Source organism: Thermococcus pacificus, from assembly GCF_002214485.1.
GTDB classification, from domain to species: Archaea; Methanobacteriota_B; Thermococci; order Thermococcales; family Thermococcaceae; genus Thermococcus; species Thermococcus pacificus.
The window spans coordinates 585,940-602,404 of sequence record NZ_CP015102.1; the positions used below are offsets into that span (position 1 = coordinate 585,940).

15 protein-coding genes and 1 pseudogene are annotated in these 16,465 nt (G+C 55.6%); 12 read left to right on the forward strand and 4 right to left on the reverse strand.

The window, feature by feature from the left end; all coding sequences use genetic code 11:
* Positions 1 to 4: 4 nt before the first annotated feature.
* Both pdxT and fdhF read left to right on the forward strand, forming a co-directional pair.
* Entirely contained in the window at positions 5 to 598 is a 594-nt protein-coding gene (gene pdxT, locus A3L08_RS03235; protein ID WP_088853669.1) for a pyridoxal 5'-phosphate synthase glutaminase subunit PdxT, read from the forward strand.
* Positions 599 to 670: 72 nt separating this feature from the next.
* Positions 671 to 2,665, forward strand: a pseudogene (fdhF, locus tag A3L08_RS03240) (formate dehydrogenase subunit alpha).
* On the opposite strand, the gene purF reads toward fdhF, so the two are convergent.
* Positions 2,655 to 4,004, reverse strand: a complete 1,350-nt coding sequence (gene purF / locus A3L08_RS03245) for an amidophosphoribosyltransferase (RefSeq protein ID WP_088853670.1) — start codon at positions 4,002 to 4,004, stop codon at positions 2,655 to 2,657. The pseudogene fdhF and the gene purF sit on opposite strands and share 11 nt — an antisense overlap.
* A gap of 157 nt (positions 4,005 to 4,161) precedes the next feature.
* On the opposite strand from purF, the gene purC reads away from it, so the two are divergent.
* A complete protein-coding gene (gene purC / locus A3L08_RS03250; protein WP_088853671.1) occupies positions 4,162 to 4,869 on the forward strand; it encodes a phosphoribosylaminoimidazolesuccinocarboxamide synthase in 708 nt (235 codons plus the stop codon).
* Here purC and A3L08_RS09985 read toward each other — a convergent pair.
* Entirely contained in the window at positions 4,841 to 5,005 is a 165-nt protein-coding gene (locus A3L08_RS09985) for a hypothetical protein (protein ID WP_198362133.1), read from the reverse strand. The two genes, purC and A3L08_RS09985, sit on opposite strands and share 29 nt — an antisense overlap.
* Before the next feature lie 31 nt (positions 5,006 to 5,036).
* The gene (purM, locus tag A3L08_RS03255; protein WP_088853672.1) at positions 5,037 to 6,041 is read right to left on the reverse strand and encodes a phosphoribosylformylglycinamidine cyclo-ligase; all 1,005 of its coding nucleotides are present in this window, start codon (positions 6,039 to 6,041) and stop codon (positions 5,037 to 5,039) included.
* Positions 6,042 to 6,159: 118 nt separating this feature from the next.
* Here purM and purT point away from each other — a divergent pair, with 118 nt between their 5' ends.
* On the forward strand, positions 6,160 to 7,428 hold the full coding sequence (gene purT / locus A3L08_RS03260) for a phosphoribosylglycinamide formyltransferase 2 (RefSeq protein WP_088853673.1): 1,269 nt from the start codon (positions 6,160 to 6,162) through the stop codon (positions 7,426 to 7,428).
* Positions 7,429 to 7,751: 323 nt separating this feature from the next.
* Here the strand turns inward: purT and purE are convergent, their stop codons facing one another.
* On the reverse strand, positions 7,752 to 8,183 hold the full coding sequence (purE, locus tag A3L08_RS03265) for a 5-(carboxyamino)imidazole ribonucleotide mutase (protein ID WP_088853674.1): 432 nt from the start codon (positions 8,181 to 8,183) through the stop codon (positions 7,752 to 7,754).
* Between the two features lie 106 nt (positions 8,184 to 8,289).
* Here purE and purD point away from each other — a divergent pair, with 106 nt between their 5' ends.
* The 8 genes from purD to A3L08_RS03305 all read left to right on the forward strand — a co-directional run bounded on the left by purD (position 8,290) and on the right by A3L08_RS03305 (position 16,398).
* The gene (purD, locus tag A3L08_RS03270) at positions 8,290 to 9,606 is read left to right on the forward strand and encodes a phosphoribosylamine--glycine ligase (RefSeq protein WP_088853675.1); all 1,317 of its coding nucleotides are present in this window, start codon (positions 8,290 to 8,292) and stop codon (positions 9,604 to 9,606) included.
* Positions 9,607 to 9,616: 10 nt separating this feature from the next.
* Entirely contained in the window at positions 9,617 to 10,759 is a 1,143-nt protein-coding gene (locus tag A3L08_RS03275; protein ID WP_088853676.1) for a formate--phosphoribosylaminoimidazolecarboxamide ligase family protein, read from the forward strand.
* A gap of 10 nt (positions 10,760 to 10,769) precedes the next feature.
* Entirely contained in the window at positions 10,770 to 11,012 is a 243-nt protein-coding gene (purS, locus tag A3L08_RS03280; protein ID WP_088853677.1) for a phosphoribosylformylglycinamidine synthase subunit PurS, read from the forward strand.
* Between the two features lies 1 nt (position 11,013).
* The gene (gene purQ, locus A3L08_RS03285; protein ID WP_088853678.1) at positions 11,014 to 11,685 is read left to right on the forward strand and encodes a phosphoribosylformylglycinamidine synthase I; all 672 of its coding nucleotides are present in this window, start codon (positions 11,014 to 11,016) and stop codon (positions 11,683 to 11,685) included.
* Positions 11,686 to 11,690: 5 nt separating this feature from the next.
* The gene (gene purL / locus A3L08_RS03290) at positions 11,691 to 13,835 is read left to right on the forward strand and encodes a phosphoribosylformylglycinamidine synthase subunit PurL (protein WP_088854878.1); all 2,145 of its coding nucleotides are present in this window, start codon (positions 11,691 to 11,693) and stop codon (positions 13,833 to 13,835) included.
* Positions 13,832 to 14,827, forward strand: coding sequence for a formate--phosphoribosylaminoimidazolecarboxamide ligase (locus A3L08_RS03295; protein ID WP_088853679.1), 996 nt, complete (start codon positions 13,832 to 13,834; stop codon positions 14,825 to 14,827). Before purL ends, A3L08_RS03295 begins: the two co-directional genes overlap by 4 nt.
* A gap of 68 nt (positions 14,828 to 14,895) precedes the next feature.
* A complete protein-coding gene (gene guaA / locus A3L08_RS03300) occupies positions 14,896 to 15,819 on the forward strand; it encodes a glutamine-hydrolyzing GMP synthase (RefSeq protein ID WP_088853680.1) in 924 nt (307 codons plus the stop codon).
* Positions 15,820 to 15,828: 9 nt separating this feature from the next.
* Positions 15,829 to 16,398, forward strand: a complete 570-nt coding sequence (locus A3L08_RS03305; RefSeq protein WP_088853681.1) for a GMP synthase subunit A — start codon at positions 15,829 to 15,831, stop codon at positions 16,396 to 16,398.
* Positions 16,399 to 16,465 lie beyond the last annotated feature (67 nt).

A 16,465-nucleotide genomic window follows, 5' to 3' on the forward strand; every position in this document is an offset into this window, starting at 1 on the left:
CAATATGGTTAAGGTAGGCGTCATAGGCCTCCAGGGCGACGTGAGCGAGCACATTGAGGCGGCCAAAAAAGCCCTTGAAAACCTCGGCGTTTCCGGCGAGGTCATCTGGCTCAAAAAGCCGGAGCAGCTTGAGGGGGTCTCCGCGATAATAATCCCCGGCGGTGAGAGCACGACGATATCGAGGCTCATGGTGAAGAACGGCCTCTTTGAGCCGGTCAAAAAACTCGGCGAGGAAGGACTTCCCATAATGGGCACATGTGCTGGCTTGATAATGCTCTCGAAGGAGATCATAGGGGCAACACCGGAGCAGAAGTTCCTTGAGCTCCTCGACGTTAAGGTTAACAGGAACGCCTACGGCAGGCAGGTGGACAGCTTTGAAGCTCCTATAAAGCTCGCCTTCAGCGACGAGCCCGTCATAGGTGTCTTCATCCGCGCCCCGAGGATAGTGGAGCTTTTGAGCGATAAAGTCAAACCAATAGCCTGGCTCGGCGACAGGGTTGTTGGCGTTGAGCAGGACAACATAATCGGCCTGGAGTTCCACCCCGAGCTGACCGACGACACGAGGGTTCACGAATACTTTTTGAGGAAGGCACTTTGATTGACTTTTTAGTGTTAAAATTTGTCAAAAAACTTTTTATTTTTGCACTTCTTTTGTCAATCAGGTGATAGCGTGAGCGAGCTCAAGACTGTGGTGTGTCCCTACTGCGGCTTTGGCTGTAAGCTGCTCATAGACCCAAAAACCCTGAAGGTAAAACCCCACCGCGGCGAGCCAAACAGGGGAAAGCTCTGCCCGAAAGGTCTCTACGCGACCGAGATAGTTGCCTCAAAGGACAGGCTCAAGAGGCCCCTTAAGAGAGTCGGCTCGGCGATGGTTCCGATAAGCTGGGGCAAGGCGGTTGAGGAGATAGCGAATAAACTTCTCGAAATCCGCGAGCTCTACGGCCCGGATGCGGTCGCTTTCATAGCTTCATCGAAGGTAAGCAACGAGGAGAACTACCTCCTCCAGAAGATAGCGCGCCTCTTTGGAACAAACAACATTGACAACTGTGCTCGCTTATGCCACGAAGCTTCGGTTCACGCCCTTAAGCTGGCCGTAGGGACCGGTGCTCAAACCAACCCCTACGAAGACCTTGAGGGCTTCAACGCGATACTCATCTGGGGCTACAACCCGGCCGAGACTCACCCGGTTGTCATGGACTACATCCTGAAGGCAAAGCGGAAAGGGGCGAAGATAATCGTCGTTGACGTGAGGGAAACGAGGACGATGGCCTTCGCTGATTATAAGCTCGTGATAAGGTCCGGAACCGACATAACCCTCGCCAACGCCATGATGCACGTGATAATCCGCGAGGAGCTCTACGATGAGGACTTCGTCCGTTCGCGGACGAGCGGTTTTTCAGAGGTCAAGATGGCGGTGAGGAAGTACACGCCCGAGTACGCTGAGAGAATAACCGGAATTCCGACGGGGACCATAAGGGAAGTTGCGAGGGCCTTCGCATTATCTGGAAGCGGTGCTATCATGTGGGGGATGGGTCTTACACAGCACGTCTCGGGCGTGGAAAACGTTTTGGCCGTTATAGACCTCGCCCTACTGCTCGGCTACATAGGCGAGCGCGGCGGCCTCTACCCGATGCGCGGCCAGAACAACGTGCAGGGAGCGGCTTACATGGGCGCTCTCAGCGAGTTCCTGCCCGGTTACGTTCCTCTAACGGACGAGCGCTTCAGGAAGCGCGTCGCATCTCTCTGGGGCGTTGAGGACCTTCCAACGGAGAGGGGCCTCTACCTGACGGAGCTGTGGGATGAAATAGAGGAAGGCAACGTGAGGGCACTCTACATCGTCGGCGAGAATCCGGCCGTCAGCGAGGCCGACTTCACCAGAGTCAGAGAAGCCCTTAGAAAGCTCGACCTCCTCGTCGTTCAGGACATCTTCCCAACGAGAACGGCCCGCTATGCCCACTACCTCCTACCGGCCTCGGCCTTCTGCGAGAAGAGTGGAAGCTACATGAACAGCGAGAGGAGGATCCAGTGGAGCGAGAAGGTTTGTGAACCCTACGCAGACTCAAAACCCGACTGGGAGATTCTGACGATGCTCGGAAGGGCACTCGGTTTGCCCGGTTTCAACTATTCGAGCGTCGAGGAAGTAACTGCGGAATATTTCAGGCTCTTTCCAGAGCTTGAGGAGAGGACCGTCGAGGAGCTGAAGAACTCAGACGGAATACTCCTGCCTAAGAAGAGGCTCCACACGTGGGAGTTCGCCACACCTGATGGAAAGGCGAGGCTTGTAGCGGTTGAGCAAATATCGCCCTAGGAGACGCCCGATATGGAATATCCCTTCGTTCTCACGACGGTGAGGCTGATAAGCCACTACAACACGGGCGAGATGACGCTTAGGAGCCCCTCACTGGTCAGGCTGATGGGCGAGCCGAAGGCACTGATAAACGAGAAGGACGCGGAGAGGCTCGGAATCGCCGATGGGGGCTGGGTGGAGATAGAGACGAGGCGCGGAAGGATAAGGATGCGCGCAAAGGTTGGCGGTGTTCCACCGAGAGTTGTTGCGGTCCCCTTCCACTTCAAGGCCAACAGGCTCACCGGCTCGGCCCTCAACAAGGCGGGAACGCCGGAGTTCAAGTATTCGGCCTGCAGGGTGAGAAAGCTCAAAACCTGAACGCCCACTCGGGATAATCCCCGGTGAGGCAGGCCATGCAGAGTTCTTCCCTACCAACGGCCCTCTTCAGGCCTTCGACGCTTAGGTAGGCCAAACTGTCCGCCCCTATCGCTTCCCTGACCTTTTCAACGCTCCCAAAGGCCGCTATGAGCTCGTGCCTCGTTGGTATGTCGATCCCCATGTAGCAGGGATGCCTTATCGGCGGCGACGCTATCCTGACGTGGACTTCCCTCGCTCCCGCTTTCCTGAGCATGGCGACTATTCTCCTCATCGTGGTGCCCCTGACGATGGAGTCGTCAACCAGAACTACCCTCTTCCCGCTCACCACTTCCCGCACTGGCGAAAGCTTTAGTCTAACCTTCAGCTCGCGGTTGAACTGGCCCGGCGTTATGAAAGTCCTTCCGATGTAGCGGTTCTTTATCAGCCCCTCGGCGTAGGGAATTCCGCTCTCCATCGAAAAGCCAAGTGCGGCGGCCCTTCCAGAGTCGGGAACCGCTATAACAACATCCCCCTCAGCTGGGCTCTCCCTGGCGAGCTCTACACCCATCCTAACCCTCGCGGAGTAGACGTTGATGCCGTCAATGGTGCTGTCCGGTCTGGCGAAGTAGATGTACTCGAAGACGCAGCCGTGATGTTCTTCCTTCGCCAGAACCCTGTTCTCAACGCCATCCTCGGAGAGCAGGAAGGCCTCTCCGGGTTCGACATCTCGTATTTCACCGCCTTCAGACTCGTCGACGAAGAGCCTCAATGCCGAGTCCTCGCTCGCGAAGTAGTGGCCGTCTCCCCTTCCGTAGCTAAGTGGCCTGAAGCCGACCGGGTCCCTCGCCACCAGTATCTTCCCGTCGAAGAGAAAGGCAACCGAGTAGGCACCTTTAACCTCGTCAAAAACGGCTTTCATAGCCTCGAACTCGTCGCCGGTCTCCTTGAGGTGCCAGAGGAAGGAAATCCCGAGAAGTTCGGAATCAACTGAGTGGTGGAATTTAATCCCCCGGTTCTCGTATTCCCTCCTCAGCGGCAGGAAGTTGGTGAGCGTTCCGTTGTGGGCAACCGCTATTCTCTTTCCACAGCACTCCGTTTCAAGCGGCTGGGTCTCGGTGAGGGAGCCCGATGTTGAATAGCGGACGTGAGCTATCGCGAGGTTTGATTTGAGCTTAGCTAAAACCGGCCCCTTGAAAACGTCCTGGACGAGGCCTGGCCCGGAAACAGTCCTTATCCTGTGCCTCCAGACGCTTATTCCAGCGCTCTCCTGTCCGCGGTGCTGGAGGGCTATGAGCGCATAGTAGGCCTTCTTTGGTGCGTTCTCTGAAAGCGTTGCAAAGATACCGCACTTCTCCCTCAACGTCCCCACCGTCCTTTGACGTTTATGTGCTTATATTCGTCTTTAACTCTGTACTTCTTTACAGATTTCAGTTTAAAAACCTTGCCCAGTGATTGACTTTTAAATGTCAAAAAATCCTTAAAAACTCGCAAAATTTTACATACAAATGGTGAAACCCATGCAGGCCTACGAGGGTAAGGCCAAGAAGATAATCCCGCTCGATGATGGGAAGGTTGTGATGGAGTTCAAGGACGATGCAACGGCCTTCGACGGCGGTAAAAAGGCCCAGTTCAAGGGCAAGGGCTGGCTGAACGCCCAGATAAGCGCCCACCTCTTCAGGGTTCTTGAGGAGAAGGGCATAAAGACGCACTTCATCGGCGTTGCTGGTGATAACAAGCTAATCGTCGAGAAGCTTGACATGTACCCCCTTGAGGTCGTGGTGAGGAACGTCGTCGCAGGGAGCCTGAAGAAGCGCCTCCCCCTTGATGAGGGAACCGAGTTGAAAGAGCCGATAGTCGAGCTCTACTACAAGGACGACTCCCTGCACGACCCGATGATAAACTACTATCACGCGAAAGTTCTCGGCATAGACGAGTCTGAGGTAAAGGAGATGGAGAGGATAGCCCTCAAGGTGAACGAAATCCTTAGGGAGTACTTCAGGGAGCGCGGAATAATTCTGGTCGACTTCAAGCTCGAGTTCGGGAAGAACGGCAGGGGCGAGATAGTCCTCGGCGACGAGATAAGCCCCGACACCTGCCGCTTCTGGGACGCGAAAACCGGGAAGAGCCTCGACAAGGATGTCTTCCGCTTTGACAAGGGCGACCTCGTTAAGGCCTACGAAGAGCTCTACGCAAGGCTCACGGGCGAAACTCCGAGTCGTACGTGATTAAAACCGTGTAACAGCCTTTCTCGTCTTTTTCTATCACTATCTTTCTCAGCCTGACCCCATATTCCTCCACGCCCCTCTCAACGAGCTCGGGCAGGTTCTCAAGGAAGGCCTTCTTCTTTACCGTCAGTTCCATCGGATCACCGAAAAGAGGTTGGGGAGAGAGTTTAAAGGGTTACCCTATAGTTCTCCACCCTTATCCCCGGCTCTCTCGTGACGGTTCCAAGCTCGAAGCTCTCGTAGTGTTTGTTGAGGACTTCGAGGGCTTCCTCCTTCTCCTCCGGTGGAACGATCGCAACCATGCCAACCCCCATGTTGAAGACCCTGAACATCTCGTCCAGCGGAACGCCGCTCTCGTGGATGAGCCTGAAGATTCCCGCGATTGGAGGCATCTCCAGCGAGAAACCGTAGTTTGTCAAGCGCTTGAGATTGAGAAGTCCTCCCCCAGTTATGTGCGCCAGTCCGTGAACCTCGACGCTCTCCAGCAACTCCAGAACTGGCTTGACGTATATTCTCGTTGGCTCTAAAAGCCACTCCCAGAGCTTTTTGCCTTCATACTCATAGTCGAGGCCGTATTTTGGAATCAAAAGCTTCCTCGCGAGAGTTAAACCGTTGGAGTGAATGCCAGAGCTGGAAATCCCTATTACTGCATCGCCGGGCCTTATCCTCTCGCCTGTTATGACTTTTCCCTTCTCAACCACTCCGATGGCCGTTCCGGCTAGGTCAAAGCCGTTTATAAGGTCTGGCATAACCGCTGTCTCGCCGCCAACTATCGCTATCCCTGCCTGCCTCGCCCCTTCGTAGAGTCCCTTGGCTATCTCTGAGAAAACTTTCTCGTCCGGTTCCCTAACCGCTAAATAATCAACGAGCGCAACGGGCTCAGCCCCGACGCAGAGCAGATCGTTGACGTTCATTGCTATCATGTCTATACCAATCGTGTCGAACTTTCCGACGGCTTCGGCAACGAGCACCTTGGTTCCCACACCATCGGTCGTCATGGCAAGATAGAAGTTTCCGAAATCCATCAAAGCAGCGTAGTGGCCGAGGTCTTCAGCTGGTTCGCCGATTCTGCCCTTCCTGAACTCGAAGGTTGCCTTTGCGAGTGAGATTATGCCCTTCAAAGCGTTGGCAGTCTTCTCGTCGTCAACTCCAGCTTGAGCGTATGTCAGCATGAGCACCACCGCTACACTCTATCCGCGGTTCTTTAAAAGCTTTGCCATTTTTATGCTTAAAAAGGCTTAAATATACTCATTTTTTAACATTTAAACGTCAATACTTGAGGTGGTGCCCATGATAAAGCCCCGCGACGAACTCGGAACCGCCATGACTGACTCAGCTCAGAAGATACTCCTCCTCGGGAGCGGCGAACTGGGGAAGGAGATAGCCATCGAGGCCCAGCGTCTCGGCGTTGAGGTGATAGCCGTTGACCGCTACGCCAACGCTCCGGCGATGCAGATTGCCCACAGGGCCTACGTTGGCGACATGAAGAACGCCGATTTCCTCTTCTCGGTCGTCGAGAGGGAGAAGCCGGACGCGATAATTCCTGAGATCGAGGCGATAAACCTCGATGCCCTCTTTGAGCTTGAGAAGGACGGCTACTTCGTCGTCCCGAACGCAAAAGCGACCTGGATAGCGATGCACCGCGAGAGGCTCAGGGAAACACTGGTAAAGGAAGCGAAAGTCCCAACCTCGCGCTATGCATATGCCACAACGCTCGACGAGCTCTACGATGTCTGCGAGAAGATAGGCTACCCCTGCCACACAAAGGCCATAATGAGCTCCTCCGGAAAGGGCTCCTACTTTGTGAAGGGTCCGGAAGACATCCCCAAAGCCTGGGAAGAGGCGAAGAAGAAAGCCCGCGGCAGCGCCGACAAGATAATAGTCGAGGAGCACATCGAGTTTGACGTCGAGATAACCGAGCTAGCTGTGAGGCACTACGACGAGAACGGCGATATCGTTACTACCTTCCCGAAACCCGTCGGCCATTACCAGATCGACGGCGACTACCACGCGAGCTGGCAGCCGGCGGAGATAAGCGAGAGGGCGGAACGCGAGGTTTACAGGATAGCGAAGCGCATCACCGATGTCCTCGGCGGTCTCGGACTCTTCGGCGTTGAGATGTTCGTGAAGGGCGATAAGGTCTGGGCCAACGAGGTTTCTCCAAGGCCCCACGACACCGGGATGGTAACCCTTGCTTCTCATCCCACGGGTTTTTCAGAGTTCGGGCTCCACCTAAGGGCGGTCCTTGGGCTTCCAATTCCGGGAGAGTGGGTCGACGGCTACAGGCTCTTCCCAATGCTCACACCGGCGGCAACCCACGTCATAAAGGCCAGTGTCAGTGGTTACTCCCCGCGCTTCCGCGGTCTCGCCAAAGCTCTAAGCGTTCCCAATGCCACGATAAGGCTCTTCGGAAAGCCTGAGGCCTACCCCGGAAGGAGGCTCGGCGTTGCGATAGCTTGGGACAAGAGTGTGAGTGATGCAAAGAAAAGGGCGGAGATGGTGGCGCACGCAGTAGAGCTGAGAACCAGGACATCCACTTGGCAGAGGCAGGACGTTTAATGGAAACCCATCAGCGAGATGCACTAAAATGACACCTAAATGGGCATAAAAAGACATATTATTTGACAACTACATACATTATTTCAGTGAACAGAGGTGTATGTTTGTCCAATGGTTTGGATAATATTCGAAAAATTTAAAATGTCTTATGCCCGTCACTATGGTGTAAGCTCTTGGGATAAAATCAGGCCCCAGAGTTCAGAATAAGAGGGTTGTAATCGAGGAGCAAGCCTGAATAAAGAGAGGGTGAAATTAAGAGTCGGGGTTTCCCCTCATTTCCCGCTCAAATCAGACCCCAGATAAAATATAGAATAGGGATGCAATCAGACCCTCATTTTCTCCCTATATTCTTCAAGCTTTCGCCTCAGGCCTTCATCCTTCAGGGCAAGAATTTCTACCGCGAGTAACGCCGCGTTCTTGCCGTTGTCTATGCCGACTGTGGCGACGGGGACTCCTGGCGGAAGCTGGGCTACGCTGAGAAGTGCGTCCAGGCCGCCGAGCTTGGCCGAGACGGGGACGCCAATTACTGGCTTGGTTGTGTGGGCGGCTATTACGCCGGGCAAAGCCGCGCTCAGGCCTGCGATGGCAATGAAAACGTCGTAGTCCTTCTTCGCCAGTTCTTCGACCTTCTTGGGGTTCCTGTGGGCTGAGGCAACCTCAACGTCGTATTCAACGCCAAACTCGTCAAAAACCGAGGTGACCTTCTCGGCTATGTGGGAGTCGCTTTTGCTACCCATCACAACGAGAACTTTCACGGTTACCACCGGGAAGAACTGGGATTTACCCCTTATAAATTTTGCCATTTTAGTGTAAAAATAAAGCTTAAAAACTTAAGTTTTTGACAAATAAATGGTGAATCTCATGAAAATCCTGCTCGTTGGTGGCGGTGGAAGGGAGAACGCAATAGGAGAGGCACTGGTGGGGAGCGGGGCTGAGCTCTACGTGGTCTCGAAGCACAGAAACCCGGGCCTTGCGAGGCTTGCCAAAGGCTATGGTTTAGCCAAGGAAACGGACGTGGGGAAGGTTCTCGTTTATGCCGAGAAGTTCGGCGTTGAGGTGGCCTTCATCGGCCCGGAGGCGCCGCTTGGGACGGGCATCGTTGATATCCTTGAGGAGAACGGTATTCCCGCGGTTGGTCCGAGCAAGGAGGCCGCAAAACTAGAAACGGACAAGGCCTTCGCCAGGCAATTCATGGAAAGGCACAAAATCCCGGGAAGGAAAGCCTTCAAAGTCTTCGACGATGTTTCCGAGATGCGCTCGTGGATAGACGATTTTGGAAAGCCCGTCGTTGTGAAACCCCTCGGTCTCACAGGCGGCAAGGGAGTTAAAGTCGTCGGCTACCAGCTGAGGGACAACGACGAAGCCAAGGCCTACGCGGAGGAGCTGATAAAGCGCGACGGGAAGGTTCTGGTAGAGGAGAGGACGGACGGCGTTGAGTTCACGTTCCAGGTATTCAGCGACGGGAAGCACGTCATTCCTATGCCGCTCGCACAGGACTACCCCCACGCTTACGAGAACGACGAGGGGCCGATAACAGGAGGTATGGGTAGCTACTCCTGCTCAAACGGTCTCCTGCCCTTCGTGACGAAGGAGGACTACGAGAGGGCCTTTGAAACGCTCAAGGCGACAATCGAGGCGATGAGAAAGGAGGGAACTCCCTACAAAGGCATTCTCTATGGCCAGTTCATGCTGAGCAAAGACGGACCAGTTATCATAGAGTACAACGCCCGCTTTGGCGATCCGGAGGCGATGAACGTCCTCCCGCTTTTGAAGACACCGCTGACGGAGGTAGCTGAGGGCATAGTGGACGGAAACCTGAGGAAAGCGGAGTTCGAGGAGAAAGCAACGGTCGTGAAGTATCTGGCCCCAAAGGGCTACCCGGTGAACCCAATCAGGGGCGTTAATGTCGAGGTTGATGAGAGGGCCGTAGAAGAGGCCGGCGCGAGGCTCTACTACGCTTCCATAGACGAGAACTTCAAGCTCCTCGGTTCAAGAGCGATAGCTGTCGTTGGAATAGCGGAGACGCTCGAAGAGGCCGAGAGGATTGCCGAAAGCGCGGTTCCGCACATCAAGGGCGAGCTGTTCTACCGGAGGGACGTTGGGACGAGGGGGAGCGTGGAGAAGAGGATTCGCCTGATGAGGGAGCTTGGAAAGGAGTTCGAGCCGAATTCCTGCTGAGGTGGTTGGAATGATAAGCCGCGACGAGATTTTGGGAGTCCTTGAGAAATACGACCCAGAGAGGATAACCGTCGGAGTGATTGGGAGCCACTCGGCCCTCGACATAGCCGACGGTGCTAAGGAAGAGGGCCTTCCCGTCCTTGTTGTGGCCCAGCGCGGGAGGCACAGGACCTACGCAGAATACTTTAAGCTCAGAAAGACGAGGGACGGCCTGACCAAGGGCTTCATAGACGAGGTCATTGTCCTCGACAAGTTCGCCCAGATCATTGACGTCCAGGACGAACTCATCAAAAGGAACGTTATCTTCGTCCCAAACCGCTCCTTCGTGGTTTACACTGGCATTGACAGGGTTGAGAACGACTTCCGCGTTCCCCTCTTCGGGAGCAGGAATTTGCTCCGGAGCGAGGAGAGGAGCGAGGAAAAGAGCTACTACTGGCTCCTTGAGAAGGCTAGCCTTCCTTATCCCGAGGAAGTAAAGCCGGAAGAAATAGACGACGTCGGCCTCGTCATCGTCAAGCTCCCGCACGCCAAGAAGAGGCTTGAGCGCGGCTTTTTCACGGCGGCATCGTACAAGGAGTTCCGCGAGAAGGCCGAGCGGTTGAAGAAGCTCGGCGTCATCACAGAGGAGGACTTAGCCAGAGCCAGAATCGAGCGCTACATAATCGGCCCGGTCTTCAACTTCGACTTCTTCTACTCGCCGATTGACGGGAAGATTGAGCTCCTGGGCATAGACTGGCGCTTTGAGACGAGCCTTGACGGTCACGTGAGGCTTCCAGCGAGCCAGCAGCTCACGCTCCCCGAGCACCAGTTCGAGCCCGAATACACGGTCTGCGGGCACGCAAGCTCTACTTTGAGGGAGTCGCTTTTGGAGAAGGTCTTCGACATGGCCGAACGCTACGTCAAGGCGACGCAGGAGTACTATCCGCCGGGGATAATCGGGCCGTTTACGCTCCAGACGGCCGTGGACAAGGACCTCAACTTCTACATCTACGATGTAGCTCCAAGAACGGGCGGTGGAACGAACATTCACATGGCCATGGGCCATCCGTATGGAAACGCCCTCTGGAGGATGCCGATGAGCACCGGTAGGAGGGTGGCGCTTGAGATAAAGCGCGCGATTGAGCTGGATGAGCTTGAGAAGGTGGTCACGTGAGGTGGTCTGAATGAAATGGAAGGTCAAGGTTATCGTTCGCCTTAAGGAGGGCCTCAACGATCCCGAGGGGAGGGTCATTGGAAAAGCATTGAGAAACCTCGGCTACGCGGTTGAGAACCTGAGGGTCCCCAAATACTTCGAGTTCGAGCTGGAGAGCGAGAACCCGGAGGAAGAAGTCGAGGAAATGTGCAGGAAGCTCCTCGCCAACCCCCTCATCCACAGCTGGGAGTACAGGGTCGAGCCGGTGAGCTGAGATGGTGAGGTTCGCCGTTGTCGTTTTCCCAGGAACCAACTGCGACTTTGAAACGGAGAGGGCAATAAGGAAGGCCGGTGCCGAGGCGGAGCGCGTCTGGTACAAGCGCTCACTCAAGGACTTCGACGGCGTAGTTCTTCCCGGTGGCTTCAGCTACGCGGATTATCTCCGCGCCGGGGCAATAGCGGCACGTCAGGAGATAATGGGGGAAGTGAAGGAGTTCGCCCGCGAGGGAAGGCCCGTCCTCGGGATATGCAACGGCTTTCAAATCTTAACTGAAGCCGGCCTTTTACCCGGTGCGCTCAGGCCGAACAAAATCTCGCGCTTCCTCTGCAGGTGGGTTCACCTCAGGGTTGCCGATAATGAGACGCCATTCACTTCCCTCTACGAGCCCGGAGAGGTCATAAGGATGCCGATTGCCCACGCCGAGGGCAACTACTACGTTGACAACCCGTCGAAGGTCAGGATAGTCTTCCAATACAGCGATGAGGAAGGCAACGTAACTGAGGCGGCAAACCCGAACGGCTCGGTCCTTAATATAGCGGCGGTGGCAAACGGGAGGGGGAACGTCCTCGGGACGATGCCGCACCCTGAGCGCGCCAGCGACAGCTTCCTCGGGAGCGAGGACGGGTTGAAGGTTTTTAAAAGCATGGTCGAGTGGGCGAGGAGATGATTAACGTGTTCCCCCACGAGGAAAAGCTCATCCGTGAAAGGCTCGGCAGAGAGCCGAACGAAGTTGAGTGGGCCATGCTCGAAGTCATGTGGAGCGAGCATGCGTCATACAAGTCGAGCAGGCCCTGGCTGAGGCTTTTACCCACTGAGAACGAGCACGTCGTCATCGGGCCGGGCGAGGATGCCGGGATAGTTAAGTTCGACGACGATACTTGGATAGCCGTTGGGATAGAGAGCCACAACCATCCCTCCGCCGTTGAACCCTATGGAGGGGCCGCTACGGGCGTCGGCGGAATCGTCAGGGACATACTCTGTATGGGCGCAAGGCCAATGGCGCTCCTCGACCCCATACGCTTCGGCCCTCTGGAGAAGGAGCGCAACAGATACCTCTTCGAGGGCGTCGTCAAGGGTATAGCAGACTACGGCAACAGGATAGGCGTCCCAACAGTTGGCGGCGAAACCGAGTTCGATGAGAGCTTAGATAACTACACCCTCGTCAACGTGGCCTGCATTGGGATAATGAAGCCCGAGCACCTCGTCCACAGCTACGTTACCGAGGCGGGCCTAAAGCTCGTCCTCGTCGGCAACAGAACAGGCAGAGACGGAATCCATGGCGTAACCTTCGCGAGCGAAGAGCTGAGCGAGAACGCCGAGGAGGAAGACCGCTCCGCTGTGCAGATTCCCGACCCCTTCACGGAGAAGCTCCTCATCGAGGCGACACTTGAGGCGGTCTACACGGGGAAGGTGAAGGCCCTCAAGGACCTCGGCGGCGGCGGTTTGACCTGTGCATCTTCTGAGATGGCCGAGAAGAAGGGTTTCGGTGCGGTGATCTACGCCGACAGGGTTCCTCTAAGAGAACCCGGCGTGAGGCCTGCTGAAGTCATGATTTCCGAGAGCCAGGAGAGGATGCTCTTCGCGGTAAAACCTGAAGACATTGAGGAAATCGGAAGGATTTTCGAGAAGTACGGGCTGGAGTGGGCAATTGTCGGCGAGGTCATAGAGGAGCCGCGCTACATCGTCTACTGGAAGGGGGAAAAGGTCGCTGACCTGCCTGTTGAGCTCCTCACGGACGTCCCAACGATAGAGTGGGAGATGAAGCCTTACAACGTGGAAAAGGACGTTGAGACGCCGGATATTGACTTTAGGGAAGCCTTCGACCTCGTATGGGGCAGTCCCAACGTTCTGAGCAAGCGCTGGGTCTGGGAGCAGTACGACCACGAGGTTCAGGGGAGAACCGCTGTAAAGCCCGGAATGGACTCGGCGGTGCTGAAAATCAACGACGAATACGGCCTTGCCTTCGTGGCCGATGGAAACCCCAACCACAGCTACCTCAACCCCTATCACGGCGCGATGGGTGCAGTGGCAGAGGTTGTTAGAAACCTCGTGAGTGTCGGGGCGGAACCTTTAGCCCTCGTTGACAACCTCAACTTCGCCTCTCCTGAGAGGCCGGAGGTCTACTGGAGCTTCGCCGAGACGGTTAGGGGACTAGCTGATGCCGCTAAAGCCTTCGGTTTAGCATACGTCAGCGGCAACGTGAGTTTCTACAACGAGATAGCGGGGAAACCGATAAAGCCCACGCCCGTGGTTGCGGGCCTCGGGAAAGTGAAGCTTGGGAAGATTCCCTCGATGGGACTTGAGGAAGGCCTTCTCATCGGCGTTGTTGGAGTTACGAGGAAGGAACTCGGGGGCTCGGAGCTCTACGCAAGGCTCGGAGTGGAGGGTGGCCTTGCCCCGCGCGTTAACCTCGACGAGGAGAAGGCTAACGCCGAGGGAATTCTCAAGGCCATCGAGAAAGGCCTCGTCAGTTCAGTCCACGACGTGAGTAAGGGCGGCATAGCGGTCGCTCTGGCGGAGATGAGCTTAGCTGGAGGAGTTGGCTTCGAGGTAGACCTCTCGGCGGTTCATGTGGAAGAAAACCTCAGCCCATTGGAAGTGGCCTTCAGCGAGAGCCACGGGCGCTACGTCGTGGCTTTCCCGGAAGAGAGCCTCGATGAACTGAAGGCCCTTTTCAGGCACTTCGCAGTCATTGGAAGGGCCGGGGGAAGCGGGGCGGTCTTCCGCTGGAACGGGAAGGAACTCCTTAGGAAGTCAATTTCCGAGCTTAGAGAAGTTCATGAATCCCTACCAAGGCTTCTGGGTGAGGAGGAATGAGGGTCGCTACGTACGCCTCCCACTCGGCGCTTCAGATACTCAAGGGCGCAAAGGACGAGGGCTTTGAGACGGTCGCCTTCGGAAGTGGTAGGGTCAGACCGCTCTACACGAAGTACTTCCCGGTAGCAGATCATTTCATCGAGGGGACTTATCCAGAGGAGGAGCTGCTTGAGCTTGAGGCAGTTGTAGTCCCCACGGGCTCCTTCGTGGCACACCTCGGAATCGAGCTTGTCGAGAGAATGCGCGTTCCCTACTACGGCAACAAAGAAGTTCTGAGGTGGGAGAGCGACCGGAACCTCGAAAGGAGGTGGCTTGAAAAGGCAAAGCTCCGCCTTCCGAGGGTTTATGACGACCCGGACGACATTGATGGCCCCGTTATTGTCAAGCCTCACGGCGCCAAGGGCGGGAAAGGCTACTTCCTCGCCAAAAATCCAGCCGACTTCTGGGAAAAGGCCAAAAGGCTTGGGATAAGGGACAAGGAAGACCTGTCCAATGTTCAGATTCAGGAGTACGTCCTCGGCGTTCCGGTTTATCCTCACTACTTCTACTCGAAGCTCAACCGCGAGCTTGAGCTGATGAGCGTTGACAGGCGCTACGAGAGCAACGCCGATGCAATAGGTAGAATACCCGCCAAAGAACAGCTTGGTCTGGAACTGGAGACAAACTACACGGTGATCGGCAACATCCCGATAGTTCTCCGCGAGAGCCTGCTGATGGACGTGATTGAAGCCGGAGAAAGGGTCGTGAAAACCGCTGAGGAGCTCATGGGCGGTCTTTGGGGGCCGTTCTGCCTCGAAGGGGTGTTCACGGAAGAGCTTGAGTTTGTGGTCTTTGAAATCTCGGCCAGAATAGTGGCAGGAACCAACCCCTTCGTCCACGGCTCGCCCTACAGCTGGCTCCGCTACGACTTTCCGGTGAGCACCGGCAGGAGAATCGCGATGGAACTGAGGCAGGCCCTTGAGGAGGGCAGGCTCGGAGAAATTTTGACATGAATTTGCTAAAACTCACAAGGATAGGTTTATATATTGACTCCCAAATGCTCGCAAAAAAGGTGGTGCTTATGTGGGAGAAGTTCATTGAGGAGAAGGTTGAGGAGATAAGGAAGACCGTCGGTGATGGAAAGGCTATAATAGCGCTCTCCGGTGGTGTGGACAGCTCGACGGCCGCGGTTCTTGCCCACAGAGCAATAGGCGATAGACTCCACGCGGTCTTCGTCAATACAGGCTTTATGCGCAAGGGTGAACCTGAGTTCGTCGTTAAGACCTTCCGCGACGAGTTCGGCCTTAACCTGCACTACGTTGACGCTAGCGAGCGCTTTTTCAGTGAGCTTAAGGGCGTAACCGACCCGGAGGAGAAGAGGAAAATAATCGGCAGGGTCTTCATCGAGGTCTTCGAGGAGGTTGCGAAGGAGATAGATGCTCAATTCCTTATCCAGGGCACCATCGCCCCAGACTGGATTGAGAGCAAGGGAAAGATCAAGAGCCACCACAACGTGGGCGGCCTTCCAGAGAGGCTCAACCTGAAGCTCATCGAACCGCTGAGGGACCTCTACAAGGACGAAGTGAGGGAGCTTGCCAAGGAGCTTGGCCTTCCCGAGAAGATATACAACCGTATGCCCTTCCCCGGGCCGGGGCTGGCAGTGAGAGTCCTCGGAGAGGTAACGCCGGAAAAAGTCGCCATCGTGAGGGAAGCGAACGCCATAGTCGAGGAGGAGATTGAGAGGGCCGGGCTGAAGCCCTGGCAGGCCTTCGCGGTTCTTCTCGGCGTTAAAACCGTCGGAGTTCAGGGCGACATTAGGGCTTACAAAGAAACCATCGCCGTCCGCGTCGTTGAGAGCCTCGACGGCATGACGGCCAATGCAATGAACGTCCCCTTCGAGGTGCTCCAGAGGATAGCCTTCAGGATAACGAGTGAGATTCCAGAGGTCGGGAGGGTGCTCTACGACGTCACCAACAAGCCTCCTGCCACAATAGAGTTCGAGTGAGGTGGGAGCATGATAATCATAATGGACAACGGCGGGCAATACGTTCACAGGATTTGGAGGACGCTCCGCTATTTGGGGGTAGAGGCGAAAATTATCCCAAACACCACCCCGCTTGAGGAGATAAAGGCGATGAGGCCAAAGGGCATAATCTTCTCGGGCGGTCCCGATATAAACAAGATCAGCAACTGTGAGGCAATCCTGGAGCACTACGACGAGTTCAACGTGCCTATCCTCGGCATATGCCTCGGCCACCAGCTGATAGCGAAGCACTTCGGCGGGAAGGTCGGAAGGGGCGATAAGGCGGAGTACAGTTTAGTTGAGATCGAAATTCTTGAGGAGAACGACATTTTCAAGGGCCTCCCTAGAAAGTTAAAAGTATGGGAGAGCCACATGGACGAGGTAAAGGAGCTTCCCCCGGGCTTCAAACTGCTCGCCAGGAGTGAAACCTGCCCGGTCGAGGCGATGAAGCACGAAAGCCTTCCAATCTACGGTGTGCAGTTCCATCCCGAGGTGGCCCACACCGAGCGTGGTGTGGATATATACCGGAACTTCGCGGAGCTCTGCGGGGAGCTCAGCTAGTCGGTCCTCTCCTCATTTTATCGGCAACGGTTCTCTCATCATCGCTCTCTCATCATGTTAGGTCTCC

What these genes read in the sequence shown, in the direction of transcription:
- pdxT (WP_088853669.1), top strand. Translation starts at nt 5, where the DNA reads ATGGTTAAGGTAGGCGTCATAGGCCTCCAGGGCGACGTGAGCGAGCAC.
- purC (WP_088853671.1), top strand. Translation starts at nt 4,162, where the DNA reads ATGCAGGCCTACGAGGGTAAGGCCAAGAAGATAATCCCGCTCGATGAT.
- A3L08_RS09985 (WP_198362133.1), bottom strand. Translation starts at nt 5,005, where the DNA reads ATGGAACTGACGGTAAAGAAGAAGGCCTTCCTTGAGAACCTGCCCGAG.
- purM (WP_088853672.1), bottom strand. Translation starts at nt 6,041, where the DNA reads ATGCTGACATACGCTCAAGCTGGAGTTGACGACGAGAAGACTGCCAAC.
- purT (WP_088853673.1), top strand. Translation starts at nt 6,160, where the DNA reads ATGATAAAGCCCCGCGACGAACTCGGAACCGCCATGACTGACTCAGCT.
- purD (WP_088853675.1), top strand. Translation starts at nt 8,290, where the DNA reads ATGAAAATCCTGCTCGTTGGTGGCGGTGGAAGGGAGAACGCAATAGGA.
- A3L08_RS03275 (WP_088853676.1), top strand. Translation starts at nt 9,617, where the DNA reads ATGATAAGCCGCGACGAGATTTTGGGAGTCCTTGAGAAATACGACCCA.
- purS (WP_088853677.1), top strand. Translation starts at nt 10,770, where the DNA reads ATGAAATGGAAGGTCAAGGTTATCGTTCGCCTTAAGGAGGGCCTCAAC.
- purQ (WP_088853678.1), top strand. Translation starts at nt 11,014, where the DNA reads ATGGTGAGGTTCGCCGTTGTCGTTTTCCCAGGAACCAACTGCGACTTT.
- A3L08_RS03295 (WP_088853679.1), top strand. Translation starts at nt 13,832, where the DNA reads ATGAGGGTCGCTACGTACGCCTCCCACTCGGCGCTTCAGATACTCAAG.
- guaA (WP_088853680.1), top strand. Translation starts at nt 14,896, where the DNA reads ATGTGGGAGAAGTTCATTGAGGAGAAGGTTGAGGAGATAAGGAAGACC.
- A3L08_RS03305 (WP_088853681.1), top strand. Translation starts at nt 15,829, where the DNA reads ATGATAATCATAATGGACAACGGCGGGCAATACGTTCACAGGATTTGG.